General features: G+C 70.9%; 24 protein-coding genes. 15 read left to right on the top strand and 9 right to left on the bottom strand.

Annotation, left to right across the window (positions count from 1 at the left end):
- Positions 1 to 66 precede the first annotated feature (66 nt).
- Both AC067A_RS35905 and AC067A_RS35900 read left to right on the top strand, forming a co-directional pair.
- Positions 67 to 939, top strand: coding sequence for an oxidoreductase (locus AC067A_RS35905; protein WP_479247592.1), 873 nt, complete (start codon positions 67 to 69; stop codon positions 937 to 939).
- A gap of 79 nt (positions 940 to 1018) precedes the next feature.
- Positions 1019 to 1495, top strand: a complete 477-nt coding sequence (locus tag AC067A_RS35900) for a hypothetical protein (protein ID WP_479247587.1) — start codon at positions 1019 to 1021, stop codon at positions 1493 to 1495.
- A 336-nt stretch (positions 1496 to 1831) separates the two neighbouring features.
- Here the strand turns inward: AC067A_RS35900 and AC067A_RS35895 are convergent, their stop codons facing one another.
- Positions 1832 to 2647, bottom strand: coding sequence for a S1 family peptidase (locus AC067A_RS35895; RefSeq protein WP_479247585.1), 816 nt, complete (start codon positions 2645 to 2647; stop codon positions 1832 to 1834).
- A 267-nt stretch (positions 2648 to 2914) separates the two neighbouring features.
- Between AC067A_RS35895 and AC067A_RS35890 the strand changes: the two genes are divergently transcribed.
- Positions 2915 to 4342: an erythromycin esterase family protein gene (locus AC067A_RS35890; RefSeq protein WP_479247583.1), complete on the top strand. Its 1428-nt coding sequence runs from the start codon at positions 2915 to 2917 to the stop codon at positions 4340 to 4342.
- A gap of 76 nt (positions 4343 to 4418) precedes the next feature.
- Here the strand turns inward: AC067A_RS35890 and AC067A_RS35885 are convergent, their stop codons facing one another.
- Positions 4419 to 4766, bottom strand: a complete 348-nt coding sequence (locus tag AC067A_RS35885) for an STAS domain-containing protein (protein WP_479247581.1) — start codon at positions 4764 to 4766, stop codon at positions 4419 to 4421.
- Between the two features lie 350 nt (positions 4767 to 5116).
- Positions 5117 to 5320, bottom strand: a complete 204-nt coding sequence (locus AC067A_RS35880) for a hypothetical protein (RefSeq protein WP_479247580.1) — start codon at positions 5318 to 5320, stop codon at positions 5117 to 5119.
- 334 nt (positions 5321 to 5654) lie between these two features.
- On the opposite strand from AC067A_RS35880, the gene AC067A_RS35875 reads away from it, so the two are divergent.
- The 5 genes from AC067A_RS35875 (at position 5655) to AC067A_RS35855 (ending at position 11734) form a co-directional block, all read left to right on the top strand.
- The gene (locus AC067A_RS35875) at positions 5655 to 6578 is read left to right on the top strand and encodes an outer membrane protein assembly factor BamB family protein (RefSeq protein WP_479247579.1); all 924 of its coding nucleotides are present in this window, start codon (positions 5655 to 5657) and stop codon (positions 6576 to 6578) included.
- 396 nt (positions 6579 to 6974) lie between these two features.
- Positions 6975 to 7988 carry a helix-turn-helix transcriptional regulator gene (locus AC067A_RS35870; RefSeq protein WP_479247591.1) on the top strand — a complete coding sequence of 338 codons (1014 nt, stop codon included), beginning with the start codon at positions 6975 to 6977 and terminating at the stop codon, positions 7986 to 7988.
- A 132-nt stretch (positions 7989 to 8120) separates the two neighbouring features.
- The gene (locus AC067A_RS35865) at positions 8121 to 8489 is read left to right on the top strand and encodes a hypothetical protein (RefSeq protein WP_479247577.1); all 369 of its coding nucleotides are present in this window, start codon (positions 8121 to 8123) and stop codon (positions 8487 to 8489) included.
- A gap of 171 nt (positions 8490 to 8660) precedes the next feature.
- Positions 8661 to 9557: an ABC transporter ATP-binding protein gene (locus AC067A_RS35860; RefSeq protein ID WP_479247576.1), complete on the top strand. Its 897-nt coding sequence runs from the start codon at positions 8661 to 8663 to the stop codon at positions 9555 to 9557.
- Complete coding sequence (locus AC067A_RS35855; protein ID WP_479247575.1) at positions 9554 to 11734, top strand: hypothetical protein; 2181 nt, start codon at positions 9554 to 9556, stop codon at positions 11732 to 11734. Before AC067A_RS35860 ends, AC067A_RS35855 begins: the two co-directional genes overlap by 4 nt.
- A gap of 391 nt (positions 11735 to 12125) precedes the next feature.
- On the opposite strand, the gene AC067A_RS35850 is transcribed toward AC067A_RS35855, so the two are convergent.
- Both AC067A_RS35850 and AC067A_RS35845 read right to left on the bottom strand, forming a co-directional pair.
- Complete coding sequence (locus tag AC067A_RS35850) at positions 12126 to 13421, bottom strand: MFS transporter (protein ID WP_479247574.1); 1296 nt, start codon at positions 13419 to 13421, stop codon at positions 12126 to 12128.
- On the bottom strand, positions 13418 to 13957 hold the full coding sequence (locus AC067A_RS35845; RefSeq protein ID WP_479247572.1) for an ArsR/SmtB family transcription factor: 540 nt from the start codon (positions 13955 to 13957) through the stop codon (positions 13418 to 13420). The genes AC067A_RS35850 and AC067A_RS35845 overlap by 4 nt, the downstream gene beginning before the upstream one ends.
- Before the next feature lie 233 nt (positions 13958 to 14190).
- Between AC067A_RS35845 and AC067A_RS35840 the strand changes: the two genes are divergently transcribed.
- Both AC067A_RS35840 and AC067A_RS35835 read left to right on the top strand, forming a co-directional pair.
- Positions 14191 to 14313, top strand: a complete 123-nt coding sequence (locus tag AC067A_RS35840) for a hypothetical protein (RefSeq protein ID WP_479247571.1) — start codon at positions 14191 to 14193, stop codon at positions 14311 to 14313.
- The gene (locus AC067A_RS35835; RefSeq protein ID WP_479247569.1) at positions 14310 to 15185 is read left to right on the top strand and encodes a sigma-70 family RNA polymerase sigma factor; all 876 of its coding nucleotides are present in this window, start codon (positions 14310 to 14312) and stop codon (positions 15183 to 15185) included. Before AC067A_RS35840 ends, AC067A_RS35835 begins: the two co-directional genes overlap by 4 nt.
- 258 nt (positions 15186 to 15443) lie before the next feature.
- On the opposite strand, the gene AC067A_RS35830 is transcribed toward AC067A_RS35835, so the two are convergent.
- Positions 15444 to 16574 (bottom strand): glutamate--cysteine ligase 2, encoded by a 1131-nt coding sequence (locus AC067A_RS35830; protein WP_479247567.1) that lies wholly within the window; start codon positions 16572 to 16574, stop codon positions 15444 to 15446.
- A 671-nt stretch (positions 16575 to 17245) separates the two neighbouring features.
- Between AC067A_RS35830 and AC067A_RS35825 the strand changes: the two genes are divergently transcribed.
- A complete protein-coding gene (locus AC067A_RS35825; RefSeq protein WP_479247565.1) occupies positions 17246 to 17923 on the top strand; it encodes a restriction endonuclease in 678 nt (225 codons plus the stop codon).
- Positions 17924 to 17977: 54 nt separating this feature from the next.
- Positions 17978 to 18559 carry a GNAT family N-acetyltransferase gene (locus tag AC067A_RS35820; RefSeq protein WP_479247563.1) on the top strand — a complete coding sequence of 194 codons (582 nt, stop codon included), beginning with the start codon at positions 17978 to 17980 and terminating at the stop codon, positions 18557 to 18559.
- A 182-nt stretch (positions 18560 to 18741) separates the two neighbouring features.
- Here the strand turns inward: AC067A_RS35820 and AC067A_RS35815 are convergent, their stop codons facing one another.
- Positions 18742 to 19353 (bottom strand): CGNR zinc finger domain-containing protein, encoded by a 612-nt coding sequence (locus tag AC067A_RS35815; protein ID WP_479247561.1) that lies wholly within the window; start codon positions 19351 to 19353, stop codon positions 18742 to 18744.
- A gap of 105 nt (positions 19354 to 19458) precedes the next feature.
- Between AC067A_RS35815 and AC067A_RS35810 the strand changes: the two genes are divergently transcribed.
- A complete protein-coding gene (locus AC067A_RS35810; RefSeq protein ID WP_479247559.1) occupies positions 19459 to 20310 on the top strand; it encodes an SDR family NAD(P)-dependent oxidoreductase in 852 nt (283 codons plus the stop codon).
- Positions 20311 to 20673: 363 nt separating this feature from the next.
- Here AC067A_RS35810 and AC067A_RS35805 read toward each other — a convergent pair whose 3' ends face one another.
- Entirely contained in the window at positions 20674 to 21492 is an 819-nt protein-coding gene (locus AC067A_RS35805; RefSeq protein ID WP_479247557.1) for a class I SAM-dependent methyltransferase, read from the bottom strand.
- A 730-nt stretch (positions 21493 to 22222) separates the two neighbouring features.
- Between AC067A_RS35805 and AC067A_RS35800 the strand changes: the two genes are divergently transcribed.
- Positions 22223 to 22432, top strand: coding sequence for a hypothetical protein (locus AC067A_RS35800; RefSeq protein WP_479247556.1), 210 nt, complete (start codon positions 22223 to 22225; stop codon positions 22430 to 22432).
- A gap of 145 nt (positions 22433 to 22577) precedes the next feature.
- On the opposite strand, the gene AC067A_RS35795 is transcribed toward AC067A_RS35800, so the two are convergent.
- On the bottom strand, positions 22578 to 23612 hold the full coding sequence (locus AC067A_RS35795; RefSeq protein ID WP_479247555.1) for a LacI family DNA-binding transcriptional regulator: 1035 nt from the start codon (positions 23610 to 23612) through the stop codon (positions 22578 to 22580).
- A 406-nt stretch (positions 23613 to 24018) separates the two neighbouring features.
- Here AC067A_RS35795 and AC067A_RS35790 point away from each other — a divergent pair, with 406 nt between their 5' ends.
- Positions 24019 to 25158 carry an ABC transporter substrate-binding protein gene (locus AC067A_RS35790; protein ID WP_479247554.1) on the top strand — a complete coding sequence of 380 codons (1140 nt, stop codon included), beginning with the start codon at positions 24019 to 24021 and terminating at the stop codon, positions 25156 to 25158.
- Positions 25159 to 25180: the final 22 nt, after the last annotated feature.

The following is a 25180-nucleotide window of genomic DNA, read 5'->3' as shown; positions in this document are numbered from 1 at the left end:
CGCAGTCATCTGGCACAACCGGACCAACGGAACACCGCTGACCAGGTCACTTACCGCCTACGACCACTGACCAACTTCGGACTTACTCGTCTAGGGCTGGAGACCACCCGGGGCCTGGCGGTCGCCGGGGCCCGCGTCATCGTCCCCGCACGCCGCCCCGCCACCGCCCGCACAGTTCTCCAGGACCTGAAGGGGGCCGAGGTCGTCGCCATGGACCTGACCGACCTTCGGAGCGTGCGCGCCGCTGCCGCACAGATCAGTGACCGGCTCGACCGTCTCGACATCCTGATGGCCGTCGCGGGCGTCATGGCCACTCCGGAGCAGCGGGTAGGACCCGGCTGGGAAAGCCAGCTCGCCGCCAACCACTTCGGCCACTTCGCACTCACCAGCGAGCTCTACCCGCTCCTGGCCGCCGCGGACGGCGCGCGCGTCGTCGTCAACAGCTCCGCCGGGCACGTACTGACCGACATCCGCTGGCACGACCCGCACTTCCGCACCGGCTACGACAAGTGGCTGGCCTACGGCCAGGCCAAGACCGCCAACTCCCTGTTCGCCGTCCACCTCGACACCCTCGGACGCGACGACGGCGTACGGGCGTTCGCCCTTCACCCCGGAAAGATCATCACCGGTCTCCAGCGGGAGATGAGTCTCCAGGAGCAGATCGACCGCGGGTGGGTGGACCAGCACGGCAACGTCATCGGCGCCGGCTTCAAGACCCCCTCCCAGGGTGCCGCCACCGGCCTCTGGGCAGCCACCTCACCCCTCCTCGACACACTCGGCGGGCTCTACCTGGAGGACTGCGACATCGCACGCGTCTCCACCCCCGAGCAGCCCATGGACGACGGCGGGGTCCGCGCGTACGCCATCGCCCCCGACTCCGCCGCACGCCTCTGGGAACTGTCCCTCGCGGCGACCGGCGCCACCCCGATCACCCGATGAGTACGCGCTCCGCCCACACCCCGCCGTACACCACCACGCCACACTGCGCGTGGGGGACTCCCGAGCGATCGTCTGCAGCATGGTGGCGTTGCTCATCCACCCGACCAGGAGGGGCAACCTATGGGAGACCGTCGTCCTGGTGGTCGGCGTGATCCTCTACATGGTCGCCCGGAGCGTGGCGGTCGTCGGCGCGGCCAAGGCGGCGGGCGGGAACGGCAGGCCGACGATCGGCAACGTCGAACTCGCAGGGCCGAGGTCGAACCTCAAGCTGAGCTTCGGCGTCCGGGCCGACGGCGTCGAGACGTCGGCAACCGTCGGTGTGTACGTCGTCGCCATCGGCGAGGAGGGTGAGGCCCTCGACAGCCTGTCAGAGCTCTACTCCAGCAGCATGAGGCCCGACGACAAGGGCAGGATCACGCAGGACATCAGCATGCCGCTCCCGGCCGCAGGAGACGCCTGGGGCCTCGAAATCGTCGCGACCAACGCCGGCGGTCGCGACGACTGCGAGGCCCGGGCAGTACGCGGAGCCACGTGCACGACCGTCCAACTCCCCTGACCATCGTCCTCCACAAGCACCGCTTCTGCCGTCGCTGCCCCGTCAGAGCCCATTCCGGCAAGCCCTACTGCACCGCGCCCATGGTCCTGGCAGCAGCGGCAGGCCTCCGCGGGCCGGACGGCAACGAGCGCTCTTGGCAGCAGGGATCCGCCCCGGAGGCTGCTTCTGTCGAACACCGGGGGCCGGGCTCCTCGATCCGGCTTCCGCTCAGTCAGCCGATGTCGTCATCTCGGAGGACGCCCGACGAGGCCGGGGTCGTGCGACCCCGGCATCGCCATGGCTTCGTCCGAAACCGGCGCCGGCCGGTCCTGGCGTCCCGGCCGGCCCCGGAGGTACTCAGGAGTGGCGCTTGACGGTCCTGCGGATCCAGTCGGCGTAGGCCGGCACGTTGGTGTAGAGGCCCGGGCCGGCCGAGCACGCGACCGCGGAGGCGCCGGGGCCCGAGGTGGTGCCGATGAGTTCCCACCGTCCCCGCCGGTCCTTCTGGAGTTGCGGCCCGCCGGAGTCCCCGAAGCAGGCCATCGCCCCGGGGACGCGGCTGATGGTGCAGAGCCGGGTCCTGTCCGCGTAGCCGGGGTCGCACTCGGCGGCGGTGCCGGTGCGCGTCTCGAGTTCCTGCAGCCGCTCCGCGAACCGCAGTCCGGTGTCGGTGGTGGTTCCGAATCCCAGGATGCGGGTCGGGGTGCCGGGCCGCCCGACGCGCTTCGCGAGGGGGACGGGCTGCTCGGAGACCGGGCGATCCAGACGGACCAGAGCGATGTCGTCCTGGTTGGGCGCCGCCCCCTCGCCGTTCGCGTAGCCGGGATGGACGACAGTGCGTTCGATCGCGCGGACGGTCCCGCCGGACTTCCGCTCCGGGCTGCCGATCCGGACGACCCCTTCCAGCTCGAGACCCTCGCCCTGTACGCAGTGGGCAGCCGTCAGCACCCATCGCGGATCGATCAGGGACGCCCCACAGTTCCCGTCGTACACCCCCTGCGTCGGGGCCGACTCCGGGATCACCGCCATGAACGGGTACCGCTCGGTGGCATCCGTTCCGTTGACGATGGCTTCCGCGCTGTCGGTCATCAGGGTGGTGCACAGGGCGACGGCGAGAGCTGCGACGACGGTGGCGCGTGCCCCGCGGCGGCCGACGGACTGCGAGCTGAACATGGAGGGCCTTCCTGGGAATCCGGTGTGTCCGTCCACCCTGCTCGGTTCAAGATCCACCGGACATCCCGGTAGCGCCCCGACTTCCGTGGGGGTAGCCCCCTGACGTCGCTCGACCGGCTGCCGGGGGTTAGCCCCCGTTCCGTACCGGGGGCGGCCTCTGGAGGAAGTCGGTGGACTGCCCCAGCGCGGTCCACCCTCCCCGCACACGAAGATCATTTCATCGGCGCGGGAGGCACGGGAAGCCGCCGCACGCAAGGAGTGATCAGCATGTACGGGTACACGACGAGGATCGGCCGGCGAGGAATGCTCGCCCTCACGGGAGTGGTCACCGCCACGGCGCTGGCCACCACGATGGCCTCCGCGGCACCGGCCGCGCGGGCGACCTCGACCGTTCCCACCGCGTCGGCCGGCTCGGCCGACCTCGTCACGGCGGGTCGGGAGGCGGCCGTCGTACGGTCCCTGGAACGCATCGCACACCCGCTGCGCTCCACCGACCCCGGCGGCCCGACCGCAGACCTCCGGGCGTTGAGCGGAATGGTCGGGGACGCGAAGGTGGTGGGGCTCGGCGAGGCCACGCACGGTTCCCACGAGTTCTTCGCCATGAAGGAACGTGTCTTCCGGCACCTCGTCGAGGAACGCGGCTTCACCACTTTCGCCCTGGAGATGAGCTGGTCGGCAGGGCTGAGGATCGACGAGTACCTCCAAGGAGGCCCCGGTGACCCGCGGCAGATCGCGGAGGCGACCCTCGCCGGATCCCCCTGGGAGCGCGAGGAGTTCGTCAGCCTGATGGCCTGGATGCGCGAGCACAACCGTCGCCACCCCGACCGCCGGGTCCACTTCATGGGCGACGACCTCGGAGCACCGAAGCTCGGCGCCCACCTCTTCGAACGCGTGCTGTCGTCCGTACGCGAGAACCGACCGGAGGCGCTGCCCAGGCTCACCGAGCTGTACGACCGGCTGCGTCCCTTCGACGACGTGTTCGCCTATCTGCGCAAACCGGTCGCGGAACGCGAGGAGAACGCCGCACGAGCCCAGGAAGCACTCGACCTGCTCGCCGAGCACGAGAAAGACGGCGGCGAGGCCTACGCGTGGACGGTGCAGCACGCCCGGAACATCGCGCAGACCTTCGCCTTCGCCACCGTCGACCTCACCGACCCGGCCTCGGTCACCGCCGCCGAGCGCCTCCGCGACCAGGCCATGGCCGACAACGTGCTGTGGTGGCAGCGCCACAGCGGCCACAAGATGCTGCTGTCCGCCCACAACGGTCACGTCGGATACGTCTCCACCCATCCGGACACCTACCCGCTGACCCAAGGCGCGGTGCTGCGCGCCCGCCTGGGCCGCGACTACACCGCGATCGGGTTCAGCTTCGCCGGCGGCTCCTTCCTGACCAAGGACACCTCGCTCGACGGGGACTGGAACCCGGTCACCGTCCCCGCCGCGGTCCGCGGGATGAACGAGCACACCCTCGACCAGGTCCGATACCGCGACTTCTACCTCGACCTGCGCACCACCCCCGCCGCGGCCCGCACCTGGCTCGCCCGGCCCCGCCCGGTCTACGACGCCGGCTCGACCTTCACCCCCGACCCCCTGCCCACCCTCGCCCTGGGCCAGGCCTACGACGTCCTCGTCCACCTCCACCGGGTCCGGGCGGCCGACAAGCTCGCCTCGCCGTCGCACGAGTCGGCCGGCTGACCAAGGTCCGTGTGCCGTGTGCCGTGTGCCGTGCGCCGTTCGGGGGCATGTGAGCCTGCCGGCCGGCCCGGCGACGTCAACCTGAGACGCTGGGCTGAACCGGGAAGAGCTTGGCGGTGCCCGTAAGGTCGAGCAACCGCAGCATCTGGTGGCTGGGAGCGGCAAGGCTGAGGACGTGGCCGGTGGCCAGTGCGGTCTCACGCGCCCGGAGCAGGGCGTTGAGTCCTGCCGAGTCGCAGAAGGACGAATTGCTCAGGTCGACGATGACCGCCGTCGAGGGCTCCGCGTCGGCGAGAGCCGTCATGAGCTGGGTTTCGAGCTGACCCGCGTGCTGGATGTCGATCTCGCCGGCCACGTAGACGACGACCGGCGCCGGCGCGTCGTCCCTCGGGCGAATCGGCTGTCCATCGAACTCGGTGGTCACGAGATGTCTCCTCGCCCCCTGCACAGCGCCGCCGCCCCTCAGTGACCGGGCTGCTTCCGCGCTGTGCCGGGACTCGACGTATGGCTTCTGCCCGCGGGACCGGAGTCCATACCCGGAGGCACTACTACCGGCCGCAGCCAGTCGGAGGAGACGTCTGGCGCGCGATCACGGTCGTTCTGTCCGGGCGGGCCGGCCGCTCCTTCCGGGACGGAGACGGTCCGGTCGCACTCCGCGAGTGCCGTCGAGCAGCGCGTGGTCCGGATCGCTCTCCCGCAGGACCTTGAGCAGGACAGGGCCCTGGTCGACGAGGAGGGCGATCACCGGACCGGGTGGGGCGTGGGTCGCGCAGCTCAGCCGGCCGTGAGCGCGTAATCGTCGTACGCGAGAACGGAGTGCACGAGCTGCACCGTACGGGCCGGGCGGTCGGGATCGACCTCGACCTGCTGGATGGACCGGAGTCCGTGTTCGCGGTGCTCACCGAAATCCGCCAGGAAGAGTGGTGGTTGGACGACGACAGGGCCCAGGGTGGGGTGCTGCTCGACCTGGGGCAGCAAGTCCTGCTGTTCTTCGCATGGGAAGGGCCGAGCACCAAACTGCGGCACCGCGTGACCACCTTCGAGCTGATCCGGGCGGCGTGGCAGGGCTGGAAAGTCCGCTGGTTGTACGACGGTGCCACCGAATTGCGTGAGTACGTCGGGCGGGATCCGGCGTACGTCCGCTGCCCCGGATCCGCCCTCGCCGTGGCCTCACTGCTCGCCCCGAGGACCCTGAGCGCGTACGACCCCGGGCTGGGCCGCCTCCACAAACCTGACGAAAGACGCCTCCGGCAATGTCATGGCGGCGCAATGCCAGTACACGGCGCCGGCCGTCTGGTGCATCGGACCTGGGGTGGCCGCGTCCAGGATCGACCCCCTCACCGGCAGCGTCGTATGGAGACATTCCACGTCCGCGTGGAGCGACTGGACCTTCCCCGTCGTCGACGACACGAGCTTCTACGCTCTCATCAGTGATGAGAAAACGCCGTTCCGGCTGCTGCGCTTCGACAAGGACACCGGAAAGCCGCTGGGGAACCGGCCGGTCTCGGGATCCGGCTGCGTGTTCGTGACGATGACCTTGGTGTGTGCCACGCAGAACGGGATCACCGCGTGGGAGCCGCGGACCATGCGGCGCATGTGGACCGCCGACCACCCCGGCTGGGAACTGCTTCGTCCCGCCGACGGCACACAGCCCGACAGCATCTACGTGATCAAACGCGACGACGACGCTCGGATCGTCGGCGTAGGGGAACTCATGCAAGGCAGCGGCGAGCTGTACGGAGAGCAGGAGGTGTCGCAGCAGGCCCTTCCCTTCACGATGGACAACGACTTCGTGTACCTCGCGGCACCGGCCCCCGAGAGAGCGACCAAGCTGATCCGGATCGAGCGCTCCAGCGGAAAGACGACGACCGTCGGCCTCGGCGCGCCCGAGTCGCTGCTCAGTGCCGCAGGCGACGTCTTCCACACCGCACAGGGCGGAGTCGCCGGCGCTTACGACATGGTCACCGGGAAACGGACCTGGTCCGCCACCACCCTGCATCAGAGTCTGTCCGCGCCCGTCCTAAACGGTGATCACGTCTACTTCGCGGCGGACGACGGAGCCGTCCTCACCGTCGACGGCCGCACCGGAAGCGTTCTGAGAGACCGGAAACCCCCTGGTGGCTCGCGGCGCTTTCCGCTGGCGCTCACGCCCCGCCCCATGGCTTTGGGGAACCTGATCTTCGCCTCGGCACCAGGCCTGCGCGTCTACTCCTTCCGGACAGACCCGGAGGGATAACGCCGGCCGCTGTGACACGTACCGGCCGCCGTGACACGCGTCGGGCGCCGCGTCCGTGTCGTCGGTGGCGCGGTGTTGAGCGCAGGGGTAAGCGGAACCGCGGCGGTGGTGCCGTGGCAGGACCGGTCATGGGTGCACCGGGGGCGAAGACCGATGCGTCCGCGGGTGGGTTCGGAGGATGAGCCGGACGAATCGGCGCTTATATGCGTGCCTGAGGGCTGCCGCACGCACCCGTGAATGGCGTAATCCCCGGACGTGGCAGCAGAGCGCATCGGGGAGCGCGAGATCCGGAAGGTGATCAAGGAATAGGGAGCACTGTCCCTGCTGCTCGAGAAGCCGATCGGCGCGGCAAACGGCACTTGCGTCTGCCGTTCACGTCCATGTAAACCCATGGCCATGTTGCCCGAGAAATCATTCCGCAGTGCAGAACTGCCACCCGGTGACCGATTCGACTGTTTCGCGGCGCTCATGGCCGAGACGCACGCGCCGATGGAAATGGAAAGCGAACATGCCACTGAATTCCAGGTGAACCAGCGGGTCATTTCCCTGGACGAGGTGTCCGTCTATCCGGCGGAATGCCAACCCCTCGTCTTCCGCCGCACCGCGAGGCTCATCCGGAAGTCCGATCCCGAGGCGTACCACCTTTCCCTCATGCAGCGCGGGGAAGGACACGTCACCCTCGGCAGGGAGACCCGTACGCACCGCGCGTACGACCTGCACACCAGCGACACTTCGAGGGTCTGGGAGATCCATACCGGTCGTGAGCCCCTCCGCTTCATCGGCGTGGAGATACCCAAGGCGCTGTTACCCCTGCCCGCGCGGGAGGCCGACCGCGTGATCGGGAGTTGCCTGTCGGCACGGGAGGGGACGGGGGCGCTGCTGGCGCAGTTCCTGACCCGGATGGTGGCGGACAGCAGGTCGTACCGGCCGTCCGAGGCACCCCGGTTGCGGACCGTACTGGCAGACCTGGTCGCCGCGGTCTTCGCCGGTGCCCTCGACGCGGAGCGCAGCCTGCCGTACGAGACGCACCGCCGGACACTGGCCCTCCGTATCAGGACCTTCATCCGGGATCACGCCGACGACCCCCGGCTGGACGTTCCGTCGATCGCCGCCGCGCACCACATCTCGGTCAGCTACCTCCACCGGCTGTTCCAGCAGGAAGGCGACGGCACCACGGTCGGGAGGGTCCTGCTGCGGCAGCGTCTGGAGCACGCGCGTCGTGACCTGCTCGACCCGGTCCGCCGGGAACTGCCCGTGCACACGATCGCCGCAGGGCGCGGCTTCAGTCACGCGGCCGCCTTCAGCCGGGCGTTCCGCGACGCCTACGGCACGACCCCCACCGCCTACCGCCGGGCCGCCGGCGCCCCCGCCACCCCGACCGCCGGCGCCTGCATGGGGGGCGGCGAGTAGACGGATCGTCAAGTCGCTGTCGACTCCTGGCCAACGACTGGGAACGGCTCCGCTCCACACAATGATTCACGTTCGCACCGGGCCCCCGGGTCCGGTGCGAATCCATGTGTCAGTCAAGGAAATGGAGTTCCCATGAAGATGGGCATGCGTCGCGCCGCCGTCGGTCTCTTCGCCTTCGCGGCCATCGCCGGTTCGTCCCCGGCCTTCGCCTGGTCGCAGACCCACTACGGCGCCAAGGCGTGGACGGAGCAGTCCGACACGGTCATGAACATCCGCGACCTGGAGGCGGACGGCAACTCCGTGAAGGCCGAGTACTACCGCAACGCCCACCCGGCCGACAAGCTGACCCTGTGGAACAAGGCCGGCGCAGAGGGGCCGGCCGACAACGACGGCAACCCGGGCACGGTGGAGAGCGGCAAGTACTCCACCATCTTCCGCGGCCAGGCGTGCGAGGTCCGCAACAACCTGCCCGACTACTGCGGCGGTATGGAGGCCTTCTGAGCCGGCCGCCCTGCGGACCGTGAACGCCCCTGCCGTACGGGGCCGCCACACCGCAGGACCTGACGAACGCTCGTCGGACACCGGGAGGCGGCCTCTCTCACAGGCCGCCTCCCGGGCCGACGCGCAGTGTACGCAGCCGCCATCAGGAACGACGGACGGGGAGACCGCGCAGTGCGAGCCCAAGACGATCCACCGGTACTCGACATCGAGGGGCTGACCTGCCACGTGCCGGGTCGGACGCTCTTCGAGGACGTCAACCTGAGCGTCCGCGCGGGTGAGTCCGTGGCGGTCACCGGCCCGAGCGGCAGCGGCAAGAGCACGCTCCTGATGAGCGTCCTCGGCCTGGTCCGCCCGGCCGAGGGCACCGTACGGGTGGGGGGCGCCGACCTCGGCGCGATGTCCTCACGCGTGCTTGCCCGGCACCGGCGCCGGAACGTGGGCATGGTCTTCCAGTTCGGTGAACTCCTCCCCGAACTGTCCCCGCTGGAGAACGTGGCACTGGCCGGCCTCCTCGGCGGCATGGGACCCAAGGCGGCCGACCGTCGCGCGGCGGACCTGCTGGGCGAGCTGGGCGTCCACCCGGTGGACGGGCGCGTGGAGACCTTGTCGGGCGGCGAGCGCCAGCGCACCGCGGTCGCCCGCGCCCTCATGAACGAGCCCGCGCTGCTGCTGGCCGACGAACCCACCGGCTCGCTCGACCCCGCCCACCGCGACGCCGTCACGGACCTGCTCCACGCCCTCCCCGCCACCTGGGGCTGCGCCCTGCTGCTCGTCACCCACGACGAGGCGGTGGCCCGGCGTGCCGACCGGCGCGTCACCCTCGATGCCGGGCGTCTGGCGCCCCAGGACGCCACCGCCACGCCGGCGCGAAGGGGAACCACGGACACACCGATGTCGAGGGGAGCCACTGCCACACCGGCGCCCCAGGCCCCCACGGCCGCGGCGCCCCCTCCGGACGCCACCGCCACGCCGCGACCGCGCGCCTCCTCCACCGGGGAACCGCGTACCGCGCCGCTCAAGTGGCTGCCCCGCGCTCGCTCCACCTCCTCTTCCAGGGCCCTCTCATGACCGCAGGCAGGCTCGCACCGCAGCTGTGGAGGATCGGGGCGTCGACCGCACACCGTGCGGAAGCCGGCCGCATCCGCTTCTGGGCCCTGGCCTTGGCCACCGCACTGCTCACCCTCGCCGTGGGCGGCCTTGTGGTCGCCGACGCCTCCTTCGACGGCCGTACGCACCGCACTCTGGAACGCTCGCCCCGGCTGGCCGCCGCCTACCCCGACGAGCCGGTGCGCGCCCTGTGGAGATGGGACGCGACCGAGGCCGACGGCCTGGCGTACGACGTCATCCACCTCGAACCGCTCACGGAGCGACTGGCGCCCCCACCCGGCCTGCCGCGCTGGCCCCTGCCCGGTGAGGCCTTCGCGTCCCGGGCGCTGCTCGACGCCTCAGGCGAGGCCGCGGTCGTCGCGCGGTACGGCAGGCTCGCCGGTGTGATCGACCCCGCGGGTCTCGAGGCGCCCGGGGAGTTCCTGGTCTACGTCCGGCCCACCGCGGCCATGCTGGACCGCTCCCTGATGCAAGGGATCAGCGGCTTCGGAGAGACGACCGGCACCGGTGTCCTGGGCGAGCACCTGCACTACTTCGGGCAGGGCGAGTTCCTCGCCGCCTACGCCGGGTTCGTACTCCTGCCCGTGGCCCTGCTCGTTGCCATCGCCGTCCGTACGGGAGCCGCTGCCCGGGACCGCAGGACCGTGCTGCTCGCGGCACTCGGCAGCGGCTGGTTCGCGCGTGCCTGCTGCACGGCCGGCGAGGCGGCCCGGCCGGTCGCCCTGGGCGCGGTCGCCGGAGCGGTGGTCACGATCCCCGCGCTGGTCGTGGACATCCCGTTCCCCTCCACCACGTTCATCCTGGCCGCCCGGGACGTACGTGCGGAAGCCCCGCTGCTGGCAGGCGTCCTGGTCTCGGTCCCGGCCGCCGTCCTCCTCGTGACGGTGCTCGCACAACCGCGCCGCCGCGCGCGTGCCACCCGCCCGACAGCCGTCCGCACCCGCAGGCCCACCTGGAGCCTGTGGCTCTTCCCGGTCGCGCTGCTCTTCACGGTCCGGGTCGTCGACCTGGCCCATCCCGACGCGGTCGTGGTCCTCTACGCCACCGGGTACCTGCTCGTCCTCATCACCCTCCCCGGCGTCATCGGCGCCTGCGTCGGCCTCCTCGGACCGCGGTTCGCGGCCCTCGGCTACCGGCGGGGCGGCGCGGGCCTGCTGCTCGCGGGGCGGCGCATGGCCGCCGCGCCCCACACCGTGACCCGCCTGGTCGCCTCTCTCGTCATCGCCATCGGCATCGCCGTGCAGATCCAGGTGTGGACGGCGTCCCTGACCGCGGCGTCCCAGGGCGCGGCGGACTCGCGCGAGCGACTGGGCACCAGCGTGCTGCGGGCGACTCCGTACGCCGAGCCCGCCAGGGTGCGGGCGTTCCACGACGCACTGCCGACCGAGGTGCACACTCTCGCGGTGCAGGTCCACGCGGATGGCCAGGGTCAGGTCGAACTCGTCGGCGACTGTCCCGCCCTGCGCGAGCTGCGCATCACCTGTGACCCGCGTCCGCGACCCGTCACCTTCGCGACCGCCGAACCACGGCTACGGGAGTACCTCGGCGGGATCGGCGCGGCGGGCGGCATGAGGGTCATGGTCCGATCAGGCGACGTGGCGCACCTGCCCGAGGCCGCCGACACCGGACGCGAACTGGTCCTCTTCGGCACCGACAGCCGGCAACTGCCGCTCGCCACGCTGAGCGGGATCGCCCACCGCCACCTCGCCATGTCGGCCTCGGTCGACCACGTACTCAACGGCGGCGGGCTGGGCAAACTGACCACCGCGGCAGGATGGCTGCGGCTGCTGTCCACCGTCGGCATCGCCATCGTCTGCCTCAGCGCCGGCATCGGCGCGGTCACGGACTTCCTGCGCTTCGGACGCGAACTCGCCCCCTTGTCCGTGATAGCTCCCGGCAGGCGTCTCTACGGCGCGGTCGCGGGCTGGTCCCTCCTGCTCCCGACCGCCCTGGCCTCCCTCGCCGGCGTCGGACTCGCGTGGTGGCTGGCCGCACCGGTCAGGAGTGTCGCCCCCAGCGACCCCCTGGGCCTGGCGTCCCTCACCTCGGGCGCACTGGTGTGCGCCCTCGCACTGACGGTGTGGGGAGCGGCGACGGCCCTGCGGGCAGCGGCCGGCTGGCGGCCGGTCGGCGACTGACCGACCCGGGGCTCGGCGGAAACGGGAGACGTTCCGTGATCGTCTCGTTCCGGTGGGCGGGGGAGGTGTCGGGGCTCCGGTGGTGAGGGCAGCGTGCCCGTGGAGTGGCGCGATGTTCGATTTTCTGGAGGACCCCCACCCGTTGCCTGAGTTCCACTTCGACGCGCAGCAGTACGACGCCGAAGTGGCTCGCGCCGAGGCGGACCGCTGGTGGCAGGTGTACGAGTAGTCCACTACGTCCTTTACGGCACGCCTCCGTTCCCGCGGTTGTGAATCCGATGTCCCGCGGCGAGTCAGGACTGGACGGCCGGCGCACCGGCCGACGTGTCCGCGCTTGCAGTACCGCAGGGAGGCGGGCCACCCCACTTGCCTCAGGCCTTCGCGGCAGGCGTCACGACGAGTCGGACGCGCTCGCTCGGGCGGGATCCTCCGACGCCGAGTGGTCCGGGCCGCCTGCCGGTGCGGCGGCGCGCAGCGCGGCTTCGACCCGGCGGTTGCTGGTCATGGACGCCGTGATGGCCGTCATCGTCAGGAGGAGGCCGGCGGCGGCGTAGAGCGGGGTGCGGATGTCGTAGGTGGTGGCCAGCCAGCCGCCGAGGAAGGCCCCGACGGGGGCGGCGCACATGGCCAGCATGCGGGAGGTGGAGGCGACCCGGCCCATCAGGTGGCCGGGGACGATCGCCTGCCGGAGGGAAGGACCGAGCACCATCGTGGCGCCCATTCCGGCTCCGCAGACGGCGAGCGCGAGGCCGGCGACGTACGGGTCGGGGGCGGCGGCCAGGCCCAGGATGGCCAGCCCTTCGACGGCGGCCGTGCAGGTCAGTGCGGTGCCGGTGCCGAGTCGTCGGCCAAGGGAGGAGGCGATGGCCGCGCCGAGCAGGCCGCCGGTGGCCTCCGCCGTGAGAAGCAGGCCGAAGCCGTACGTGTCGATGCCGAGGCGGTCGTGCGCGAAGAGAGCGAGGACGGTCTCCACGGCGAGGAAGGCGATGTTCCCGACCGCCGGTCGGAGCGCGAGCCCGAGCAGCAACCGGTCCCTGAAGACGTACGAGGCTCCTGCCCGCGCCTGCCGCAGCAGTGACTCACGGACCTCCGGGACGGGCCGGGGCATGGCCGGCAGCGTACGTACGAGCAGTGCCGAGAGCGCGAACGACACCGCGTCGGCGAGCAGCGGAACCGCCCGCCCGAGCGCGAGCAGCGCACTGCCCGCAGGCGGCCCCGCGAAGCCGGACATGGCGGTCTGGGCGCCGCGCAAGCGGGAGTTGGCGCGTTCCAGGAGTGCGGGGTCGCGGCGGAGCAGGTCCGGAAGATAGGCCGTGGCGGCCGTGTCGAAGAAGAGGCCGCCGAGCCCGAGCAGGAACGCGACGGCCGCGAGCAGCGGAATGCTCAGGACGTCGAGCACGGCCGCCGCCGCGGGTATGGCGAGCAGCACGGCGCGCGCCGTGTCCGCGACCCACATCGTGCGCCGGCGGTCCCAGCGGTCCACCAGCGCACCGCCGAGCACCCCGAACAGCAGCCACGGCAGAGTTCCGGCAGCCGTGACGACGGCGAGCGCCATCGGATCCCGCGTCAACGTCAACGCGAGCAGCGGCAGCGCGGCGTGCGTGACTCCGTCACCGAGCGAGGAGACCGTCTGCGCGGTCCACAACCGTCCGAAGCCCACGGGCAACTTCCTTATGTCTGAAGTCACTTGGCGCCTCCCTTCGCCTGCTCGCGCGGCGACGGCCGGAACAGCGCGAAGACGAGTGACGCGTCCGGCAGCGACGGGTCGGACAGCGCCCGGTACTCGTCCGCCAGAGCCTCCAACCGCGCCCCCAGCTCCGCGAACTGCTCCTCGGTGAGTCGCAGATGCGCCATCCGTACGTGCCGTTCGCCGTCCGCCGGCGACGCCTCCAGATCCGCCACCGCGTGCCGCATCAGCAGATCCGGCCCTCCCTCGCCCGGATCAGGCAACACGATCGACCGCGCGGCCATCGCGTAGTACCGCTCGGTGACCCCCCGCACCTTCCGCGTCCGCACCACCTTCACCAGGCCCGCCCGCTCCAGCAGCCGCACGTGGTAGCTGGAACTCCCCTTCGCCAGGCCGACCCGCTCGGCGATCTGCGTGATCGTCGCCGGCTCGAAGCGGAGCACGGCCATGATCCGGTGACGTGTGAGGTTGGAGACGGCGCGCAGCTGCTCGTCGGTCGTGACGTGAAACGTCTCGGGAAGATCATCGGTAGGCATGCGAGCAATGGTCAACAGTTCTTGACCATTTGGCAAGGGTTTTTCGCACGCCCTGCGCAACGAGGTAGGGGAGTGCGCTCGCACCGCGCCCGGGATCCGCTCCGACGGACCGGCCCTGTTACCTTCCCCCGTCGGCATCCGTCACAGGTGTGACGGCGGGGCAGCCGGGCGGCGCGGGCGCGCCCGGTCCACTGATCCTGCGATCCGAGGACCTGCGAAAGGATTTCGAGAGCATGCGCCGGCGCGGTGTCACCTTCGAGGAGCCCGAGCCTGTGGACTATCCGTTCGGGGTCCGCGTCGAGGCGGTGGATCCGGACGGCAACCGGATCTCCCTCCGCGAACAGCGCAAGCCGTGACCGCCCGCAGCTCCGACCTCGTGGCCGAGGCGTTCGAAGCCCAGCGCGACCGGCTGCGCGCCATGGCGTACCGCGTGCTGGGCTCGCACGCCGACGCGGAGGACGTGGTCCAGGAAGCCTGGATGCGCCTCAGCCGTCAGGACGAGGCGACCATCGGGAACCTGGCGGGCTGGCTGACCACCGTGGTCGGCCGCATCAGCCTGGACGTCTTGAGATCTCGCCGCGCCCGCCCCGAAACCGCCTACGAGCAAGAGTTCGAGAACCTCGTCGTGACGCCCGACGACGACCCCGCGCCGGACGAGCAGGTGGCGCTGGCCGATTCGGTCGGCCTCGCCCTGTTCATCGTGCTCGACTCCCTCACCCCGAGCGAACGCCTGGCGTTCGTCCTGCACGACATGTTCGCGGTCCCCCTGCAGGAAGTCGGCCACATCCTGGGCAAGTCCACCGCCGCCACCAAGATGGCCGCCAGCCGTGCCCGCCGCAAGGTCCGGGCCACGGACCGGCCGACGGACACCCGCCGCGAGCACCGGGAGGCCGTCGAGGCATTCGGCGCCGCCGCCCTCAGGGGCGACTTCGAAGCGCTCCTGCGCGTCCTGGACCCGGACGTGAAACTGACCGTCGACACCCCCGACGGCGTGGTCGTCACGCTCGGCGCCACCAAGGTCGCCGCCGGCGCCCGCATGTTCTCCGGCGAGGTCGCCCGCCAACGCCCCGTGCTGGTCAACGGCGTCCCCGGCCACATGTCCTGGCGCCCCGACGGAAGCCCGCTCTCCCTCATCGCCTTCACCGTCACCGAACACCGGATCACCGGCATCCACATCGTCGTCGATCCGGACAGACTCGCCTCGATCCCTCTGCCGGTCCCGGACTGATTCGAGGCCCGGCACAGGGAGGCGTTGTCCGGTGGGCCGGATGAGCGAAGGACCGAGGCGCCGGACACGGCGGCAGGTTGCGACTGACCGCAGACGGGGAGCGGGGGCATCGCGGTCCAAGGTCCGACGAGCAAGACGCACGCACCTGCTCCCGAGCCCTCCCGGCGCGTACAAGGGGTGCCGAGCGCGACGGTCTCGTCAGCGGTGAGAGGCCGTCGGGACGCTCGCAGGCGGGAGGGCCGGGGTCGTCTTCGGGAGCTACTCCTGCGGGGTGCTGTCCTCCGTGGTGATCCGGGCGCAGGTGCGGACGACCTCGCCGAGCTCCATCCCGCTCTCGCGCAGTTCGCGCTGGCGCCGGGCCCCTCCGCCGCGCACCAGGAGCTCCTTGAGGGCGGCGCGAGCCCGGTCCAGGTCGCCGGTCTCCCGCAGGGCGTCCTCGGTGTGCGCGATGAAGGCGTCGAAGGCCGCCTCCGGTGGGACCGGTCGCAGCGTCCTGGGGTCGAGCAGCGGGCCCTCCGGTCCCGAGCGGGCGGCCTGCCAGGCAGCGAGCCGGAGCAGTTCGACCGGAACGCGGGGTACGGGCTCCCCCGACCGCCAGGCCCGCGCCTCCGTCTCGACCAGGGCCCGGGCGAGCGTGGCCACCAGCACCGTGGTGTCGGGTTCGAGACAGACGTCGGCGACGCGGATCTCGACGGTGGGGAAGTTGTGGGAGAGACGGGCGTCGAAGTAGATCATGCCCTGGTCGCGCAGGACCCCGCTGCCGAGCATGTCGCGCACGCGGGCGTGATAGCCGGCCGCGGTGCCGAACGGCTCGTAGGGGCCCGCGGAGGGAAGGCGGTACCAGACCCGGCTGCGGTAGCTGGCGTATCCCGTGTCCTGCCCCTGCCAGTAGGGCGAATTCGCGCTGATCGCGGTCAGGAGCGGCAGCCACGCACGGAATCGGTCGAGGACCGCGACGCCCTCCTCGTCCGACTCGACGGACACATGCACGTGACAGCCGCCGGTGAGCTGCTCCTGCGTCGTCAGGGCGAACTGGTCGGCCATCCAGCGGTACCGCCGCCCCAGGTTCCGGGAGGGCTGCACGGCGAGTGGTGAGGTCGCCAGCGCGACCACCTGCGCACCGACGCCTTCGGCATGGCGCCCGGCCTCGCCGCGCCACCGGACGATCTCCTCACGCAGGGCGCCCATGTCGCTGACGGGGCGCGTGGCGAACTCCAGCTGCTCCTGATGCAGCTCCTTCTCGAAGACGTCCCCCGCCTCGTCCCCGGCCGCCGAGGCGAGCACGGCGGACGACAGGGCCAACGGCTCACCGGTCCGGGCGCTGACGAGCAGCAGCTCCTCCTCCACACCCACCGTACGGGTCTTGTGCTGGGTCGGGTTCTCGGCCACGCGGTTCTTCCTTCCGGGCGGGCATCGCTGATCTGTGGTGCGCTCAGGCGCATACCCAGGATCGGACGGATCAGCCGGTCGGGCACGGGCACTCTTCCCCCCAGCCCGTCGCCGTCGGAGGGAGCGGAGCGCGTCCTCGCCGACCCGCCCTGTCCTGCACGACCGGGCCCGTGGCGGCGTCCGCAGCCCGCCGCCCACCCCCTGCCCAAGATCGCAACGAGTGGCTGATCGGCAACCCGCTGTCAGCGGCGAGCCCTACATTGATCGACTGCGTGGGAAGCGCGCGATCGATCAGGGGAGGGGGCTTCGGCCTTGCCGTTCGTCAAGGGGTACACCAAGCAGGACGGAACAGCGGTCCGGGGACACTGGAGGGCGCCGGCCGGGACGAGCCGGCAGACTGCGCTGGCCATCGGAATCGTCGCGGCCGTATTCGTCTTCGGCGGCTCCGGTACGTCGACGGGCAGCGGAGCGGGCACGGAACGGTTACCGGCGCCGAGGTCCTCGTCAGCGGTGACGTATCCGATCAAGTGGCCGGGCTGGGAGAAGCCGGCGCCCCGCCCGACCCCGGCCGTGTCCTATCCGATCCGCCGGCCGGGATGGACGGAGACCGCACCGCGTCCGGTGCCGACCGTGTCGTACCCGATCAAGTGGGACCGCAACGGAGACGGGCGGTGAGCCGGCGCCCGACCCGGCGGCGGTCACGAAAGGCCGACGGCACCGAACAGCTCCTCCTCATCGTCGGCGGCTTGGTCATCGCGGGGGCTGTCCTCGCGGCGGTGGTGGACTTCCTACGGGCACATCCCTGGGTTCCGGTCGTCCTGGTGCTGCTCGTGGGCGCGGCGGCAGCGACCCGGGCGGCAGGCCGGCGGCGAGCCGCGCAGTGGGAGCGGGTGCGCTCCCAGGGCCTGCGGTACGCGCTGACACAGCTGGACGCGCTGCATCACCGGCAGTTCGAGCACGCGGTACGGGACCTCATGCGGCGCGACGGGTGCACGGACGCGGTGCAGGTCGGTGGCGCTGGGGACAACGGCGCCGACGTGAAGGCCACCGACCCCTACGGACGCCGCTGGGTGATCCAGTGCAAGCACCGCCGGGCCGGCCTGTCCGGCGCCGCGGTGGGCAGCCCGGATCTCCAGGTCCTCAACGGCACCGGCCGACCGGTCCACCAGGGCGATGTCGTCGTACTCGTCACCAACGGCAGGTTCTCGAAGCCGGCCGTCGAATTCGCCCGCTCCCAGCGCCTCCACCTGGTCGACCGCACCCTGCTGGGCGACTGGGCGAGCGGATCACGCCCTTTGTGGGAGCTGCTGCGGGCGGTGCCACCGCCGCGCCGGCCCCTGTCGGGCTGACAGGATCCCGTGCCAAGCAACCTTTCGACGTTCGGACAAGGCAGGATCGAGGACATGTCCAGCCCGCGAGAGATCGTTCTGCCATCAAGCATTCGTTTGTCAGGAGGAGGGGTCCTGCTGAGGGAATGGACCGAGGCCGATCTGTCGGCGTTGGTCGAGCTCTATGACGATCCCGAGATCGACCGATGGACTCCGGTGCCCTCGCCGTTCGACTCGACAGCGGCGGAACAGTACCTGGCCAAGGCCTTCGAAGGCCGCGAGGAAGGCCGCAAGACGGCGCAGCTGGCCATCACCACCGACGGTGAGCAGCCCTGTGGCGAGGTCCTCCTCTTCCGCTGCGGACTCGACGCGCGCGATGTGGAGCTCGCTTACGGCGTCGGCAGCCGGCACCGGCGGCAGGGCCTGGCCTCACGTGCCGTCACGCTGGTGACCGACTACGCCCGTCGCCGGCTGGGCGCACGACGTGTGCTGCTGCGCATCGAAGCGGGGAACGCCCCCAGTGCGGCCGTCGCCCGCGCGACCGGCTTCCGGCTCACCGACGACAAGCCTGTCACGCGTGAGGCCAAGGGCCGCCAAGTGACGTTGCTTACCTGGTGTCATCAGGACCGCGGAGCAGACCCCGGTAGTTCGGAGTGACCGATCGTCGTCTTCGGCTTGCGGGTGGCGGAGTCGGTGTGGCCGTCCGCCGACCTCGGTTGTGCGCTCGGCGCTCCACGCGCTCGGTGAGTGCCGGGCCCCGGTAGGCGCCGGCCGGACCGGGGTCGTGGCCCTTGTGCTCGTCGGTGGGGGGATCGCCTTCCCGCGCTGGAAGGGCGGTGTCACGCCTCGGACGACACACCCGTGCCGTGTCGCTGCCGTTGGCGGTGCTTGCGCATGGACACCTGGGAGCCGCAGCCGGTGCTGCAGTAGAGCCCGGCTCCGTTCCGGGTGCGGTCGAGGAAGCCGAAGTGGCATGGGGGGTTACGGCACGCCTTGATGCGTCCCCAGTCGCTGCTCTGCGCGAACGTGGTCACGGCGGCCAGTACGGTTCCGAACACGTGCGGCACCCCCGCCTGCGGTGAGGCCAGTTTTACGCCGCCGGCCGTGACGACCGTCGCCAGTGGGTAGAGCGATCCCACGCGTCGCAGGTGCCGCTCGGCACGCAGCAGCGGCTCACCGAGGCTTTCCTGATCGCCCGAGTGTGCGAGCAGCACGGTCACCAGGGCGTCGCGCAGTTCGCGCGCGACCGCCGCGTCGGCGTCGGTCACCACGGTGTCGCTACCGAACTCGTCGCGCCCCGCCAGCCACGCCGCGAACGAGTCCCCGCTCCCGAACAGCTCTTGGCGGCCGGATCCGTCCGCGCGCGTGTTCACGAACGCGAGGACGGTCTCCACCGTCGGCGGGACGGTGCGCGGGCCGGGGTCAGGGGATTCGTCTGCCACTGCGGTCATCCTGCCACAGTACATCAAGGTGCGAGTGTTGCTAACTCGTATAGCAGGCAACCCATCAGTCGATGGCGATTGACGTGTTGCGACCTAACGGCTTACGGTCGCAACATGAACGAGACGTTGAACGACCGGAACCCTTCCCGCACATGGCTGATCACCGGCGCGTCGTCCGGCATCGGCCACGAACTGACGCTCCAGGCACTGGAGAACGGCGACACCGTCGCGGCCCTCGCCCGCGACACCTCCGCCCTGGACGAACTGGCGCAATCGCACGGTGAGCGCCTGCTCCTCGTCAACGCGGACGTACGCGACGAGCGAGCCGTCCGAGACGCCGTACAAGGCGCGCTCGCGCGGTTCGGCCGTATCGACGTCGTGGCCAACAACGCGGGATACGGACTGTTCGGAGCCGTGGAGGAGGCCTCGGACACGCAGGTCCGTGCCGTGTTCGACACCAACGTCTTCGGAGTGCTCAACGTGCTCCGGGCGACGCTGCCGGTACTCCGCGCCCAGCGGTCCGGACACCTCCTCCAAGGCTCGTCGGTCTACGGACAGTCCGCCCACCCCGGCGTGGGTCTGCTCGCTGCCACCAAGCACGCCGTCGAGGGGCTGTCCGAGGCGCTCGCGGCCGAGGTCGCACCGCTCGGCATCAAGGTCACGCTCATCCAGCCCGGGCTGACCGCGACACCCTTCCTCGCCAACCTCGACGTCGCAGCCGGCCTGGACGACTACGACCAGACCGTCCGCGAGGTGCAGAAGGGCATCGGCGAGCTGCCGGCGACCGCCTTCTCCGCCGCGGCACGGATCGCCGAAGGCATCCGGACCGCTGTCGACAACCCCAACCCCCCACTGCGCCTGGCCCTTGGCGCCTCCAGCGCGACGGGCACGCGCGACGCTTTGGAGGCGCGCATCGCGGACCTGGACAACTGGCAGGATGTGACCGACGCCGTCGACAGGCAGTAAGCCACCGATCCCGGGGATCACCGTCCGCGTCATGCCGAGCCGGGTACCCATTTCCGGGCTCGGGCTGAGAGGCTCGCACATGGTCTCGGCCCGCGCGCAACTCCTCGGCTGTCGCGCCGGTGCGCGTAGGCGGGCCTCGCGGGCCGTCCGCGGACCTTTCATCCGTACACAACTGGGGCGACGCCGTTCATCGGTGTGCCGAGGACGCGGGCCGGGACTTGGCTGATGCGGTCGCCGCCCAGACCGCCCAGCCCGCCCAGCCCGCCCGGACTGCCCGGCCTGCCCGGACTCTCGACGACCTGATGAGCGCCGAGAATCCTCTACAGCCCTCGTCACGGCCGGCTGGCTGGCCCGGCGGTCTGGTCAGGCGAGCCCGTTCCTGGGAGCCCGTCGGCTCGCCTCCGAGGCCGTGTGCGGTCTGCGCGCAACGGCGAGCAGGTGAAGGCTGGACACGATGAGATGCGGGTGGCCGTCGGCGAACCGTGCAGCAGCGAGGGCGGTTTCGAGCGCCTCCTCGCCCAGGTCCCCGTGTCCCGTCCGGCGCTCTTCGGCTCTCAGCGCCTCGTAGGCGGGCCCGTGAACGCCATAGACCGTGAGGTCGTCGAACCCCGTCTGCTGTGCTTCGGCGCGGAGTTCCGAAGGGTCGTGGTAGTAGGTGGTGGGACCGTCCGGACGTACGCGCAGTCCGGTGGACGCGATCTCCAGAGCGCTGTGCGAGCCGAGGTCCAGGAGCTTGGCGTAGCGGTTGAGTGCGGCCGCGGCGACCAGGCCACCGGGCTTGACGACCCGGTGGGCCTCGCGCCAGGCGCGGGTGCGCCCGCCGCTGTCCGGCAGATGGTAGAGGGGCCCCAGCACGAGCACGACGTCGAAGGAATCGGTCGCCTGCCCAAGGTCCCGCGCGTCTCCCACGCAGGCATCCAGACCCTGGCCGCGGGCCTGCAGCACATGCTGCTCCACGGCATCGACAACGAGCACCTGGTATCCGCTGTCGGCAAGCCATTGAGCATGCACTCCCGGACCCCCGCCTACATCCAGGACGGACGCGGGCGGGGGCGGAAGATGCGCGCGCAGAATCTCCTGGGTCCGTATCAACTCGATCGCCCCGATGGTGCGCCCGGAGGTGAGGCGGGCCGCCTCGTCGCCGCGGCCGTAGAAGCCCGTGATGTCGGGAAGGAGTGCCACATCCACCTCCGGTGGGAGCAGTGCGCGGCCGCTCGAAGAATGGCATGACAGTCCGCACAGCCGCTACGCAAAGCCCGCTTGGCCGATGGGTGTTCCTTGCCCCGCAGCAGTCCGGCCACCAGCTTCGGTGCCATGACAGGCAACAACGGCTGGAACAGCAAATGCAGTTCATCCGAGACTCTCCACTGCCGACCGTTCCGCTTCGCCGCGAACGGGCCGACGTCCACGGGCCCGATCGACTACTCCCTACGGACTGACCGCCCACACCGCCCAGGACGCCCCGACCCGGCACGGCCTGCGCATCGCGTTTCTGGCCCCCGGCGCCGAGATCCCCTTGTCCATGGCCCGTTGGACACCGCCGTCTACGAAGCCGCCGCCCAGGCGGCAGGCATGACCACACCGGTCTGGGTCCTGTCCACCCTTCCGGCCGCAGAAAGGGCATGCCCCCCGGGGGAGTACTGGGACAGCGGACGGAACACCCCGTTCCCCGCGGGCCTTTCCGCCACCCGCGACCACTGACCGGCCCAGGCCCTGTGAGCCGGTCGGGGCGGGCATCGAGCCTCTTCGGGCCGGCGACCGATCCACACCGACGAGCACCCTGAGCACGCGAGCGGCGAGTCGGGACTCCGGCAGGCGTTCGGCTGCCGACAGGAGCGCCAGCCGCGCCGCGCGGCCGGCACGGTGCTCCGGCGCACTGTGTACTTCAGGGAAGGGCGGGCATTCGCCGAGCATGGGAGCGCCGATCGTCGTTCACCCTCCGTCCCCGAGCGGAGGTCGCCGTGTCACCGCGCGCGGCGAGATTCTGGGGCTGGCTCATGAGGATCGGGACCTCATCGAGTTCCTGCGGCGTACCGGACTGCCGGATGCCGGGAGGGTTCTCGACGATCCCCAGTGGGTGGAGTGGCGCGGCGGCAGGGAGCACGCGTACGAAGCGGCGTAGCGCAAGCTTCCCTTCCCCGGCTACTCGCCGGGCTTCACCTCGATAGGCGGGTATCGCATCGACCGGCTCTGTGCGTGCCGCGTCAACGCGCCCGCCCGCGTCCCTCCGCCCCCTGCACGGTTCGGCATCTGCCGCACCCGGACGGTCAGCGGCCGGGTACCGGGGCCGTGCTGGCGCGCACGATGAGGTGGGGTTCGACGGAGCGGGGTTCGGGCAGTGCGCCGGGTGCCTCGATCTGGCGGAGCAGGTGGGTGACGGCGAGGGCGCCCATGTGCTGGAACGGCTGGGCGATGGTGGTGAGGGAGGGCGAGCAGTACTCGGCGAGCTCGATGTCGTCGAATCCGACGACGGAGATGTCGTCCGGGACGCGTCGTCCGGCCTCGTGCAGGGCTCGGATCACGCCGAACGCCATCTCGTCGCTGGCGACGAAGATGGCGGTGACGTCGGGGATCCGGGCGAGGACGAGGCCGTTGCGGTACCCGGAGGCCGGTGACCAGTCGCCCTCGAGCGGAGGCGGCACCGGGCGGCCCGCGGCTTCGAGGGCGGCCTGCCATCCGTCGCGACGCTGTGCCGATTCGAGCCATTCGGCGGGGCCGGCGATGTGCCAGACCGTCTCGTGGCCGAGGTCGAGGAGGTGCTGGGTGGCGATCCGGGCGGCCTCGGCCTGATCGAGGGCGAGCACCTCTGTGGTGTCGGTGCGCGATCCGTCGATGGTGACGGTGGGGGTGGACCGGGTGAGCTGCTCGATGCGGCTGCTGGTGTGGATCAGGGGCACCGACAGGATGACCCCTTCCACGTCCTGGTCGGCGAGCCGGGACAGCGCGTTCTCGATGGCGGAGGTGTCCAGCGAGGTGGTGGTGGCGGTGCTGACCGCGTAACCCGCCTCACGGGCCGCGTTCTCGATGCCCGAGGTGACGGCGGCCCGGGAGTAGAAGCTCGTCTGGAGGGTGACGACGCCGATGGTGCGGCTGCGGCCGGAGGAGAGCATCCGGGCGGCGTTGTTGCGCCGGTAGCCGAGTTGGTCCACTGCGGCCAGCACCTTCGCACGGGTCTTCTCCTGCACGTTGGGGTGCCCGGCCAGCGCCCGCGAGACGGTCTGGGCGGACACGCCCGCGACTCGCGCGACGTCCGCCATGCCCGGCGGGCGCGTCCCGGTGGTGGTGTCACCGCGCTTCCCCATGAGACCCCTTCCTCGTGATCAGCCCCTGCCGATGATATCGCCCACATCCCCGCTCACGTGCAGTTTCGCGCGGCAGGACGCCGTCCGATCACAACTATTGGCATCGATAACATTCTCTGTCATAGTTTCGGCCACCGACACCCGTCGGACGCATCGTGCGATCGGTGCTCCGGTACTGGGCTGGCGGCCCCGTGCAGGACGTCCCCGTTGCCTGCCACGGCACTCAGGAGGAGCTGTGAAGCGTAGATTCATCCGTTTTGCTGGGGTGGCGGGTGCCCTCACCCTTGCCCTCGCGGCCACTGGCTGCTCCGGATCGGGTTCGGCGTCGGGCTCCGGCTCCGACGCGGGCGCGACCGGGAAGGCATCGATAACATTCTGGGGATGGGCCCCTGGTTACGAGGACGCCGTGAAGGCGTTCAACGCCGGCCACCCGGACATCCAGGTCACCTACCAGACGGTGCAGCCCGGCGCGAAGGGCGGCTACCAGAAGATGCTGAACGCCGTGAAGGCCGGCAACGCCCCCTGTCTTGCGCAGGTGGGGTACGAGACCATGCCCAGCTTCGCCGCCCAGGGCGCTCTCGAGGACGTGGCGGAGCACGCCTCCTCCTCCAAGCGTGACTACCAGTCCGCCGCCTGGAACGCCGTGAGCCTCGGCAGCGCCGTCTACGGAGCACCGGTCGACACCGGCCCGATGGCCCTCTTCTACAACAAGAAGCTCTTCGACTCCCTCGGCCTCAAGCCCCCCACCACCTGGGCCGAGTACCGCGAGGCCGGCAAGAAGATCCACGCCTCCGACCCCAAGCGGTTCCTCTCCTCGCCCTACCTCGACTACGACTACGCCGGTCTCGCCTGGCAGGCCGGGGCCGACTGGTTCGGCGTCGACAACGACGCGTGGAAGGTCAGCATGGCCTCCGCGGAGAACAAGAAGGTCGCCGATTACTGGCAGGGCCTGGTCAAGGACGGACTGATCAGCAGCGCCCCCATGTACGACCAGGCCTGGTACACCGGCCTGGGCAACGGCGACATCGCCACGGTCGTCGGAGCGGTCTGGCAGGCGGGCGTCATCAAGGGCGGCGCCAAGCAGGCGGCCGGACAGTGGGCCGTCGCCCCCATGCCGCAGTGGGAGAAGGGCGACAAGAAGGTCGGCAACGCCGGCGGATCCGCCACCGCCGTCCTCAAGGGCTGCAAGAACACGGCGGCGGCCTGGGAGTTCGCCCACTGGCTGAGCACCGACAAGGACGCCTTCGGGAAGCTGATCGAGAAGGCGTCGCTCTACCCGGCCGCCAGCGACCTCCTCTACCTGCCGCAGCTGAAGGCCGACCCCTACTTCGGCGGGCAGCAGATCTACGACGTCTTCGCCACCGCCACGCCCGACGTCGACCCCGAGTGGACCTGGGGCCCGCTGATGCCCAGCACGGTCGCGGACCTGAACGACGGCCTGGGCAAGGCATGGACCGGCAAGGGCACCTTCGCCCAGGCCCTGAGCCACGCGCAGGACACCACTCTGACCGAGATGCGCAAGCAGGGCCTGGCCGTCGCCCCGTAGAACAGGCCCCGCCGGGCGGGAC

The organism is Streptomyces sp. NPDC043176 (assembly GCF_056436715.1).
Note: the sequence above shows the minus strand (reverse complement) of the source record. Positions and strands in the feature narration are given on the sequence as shown.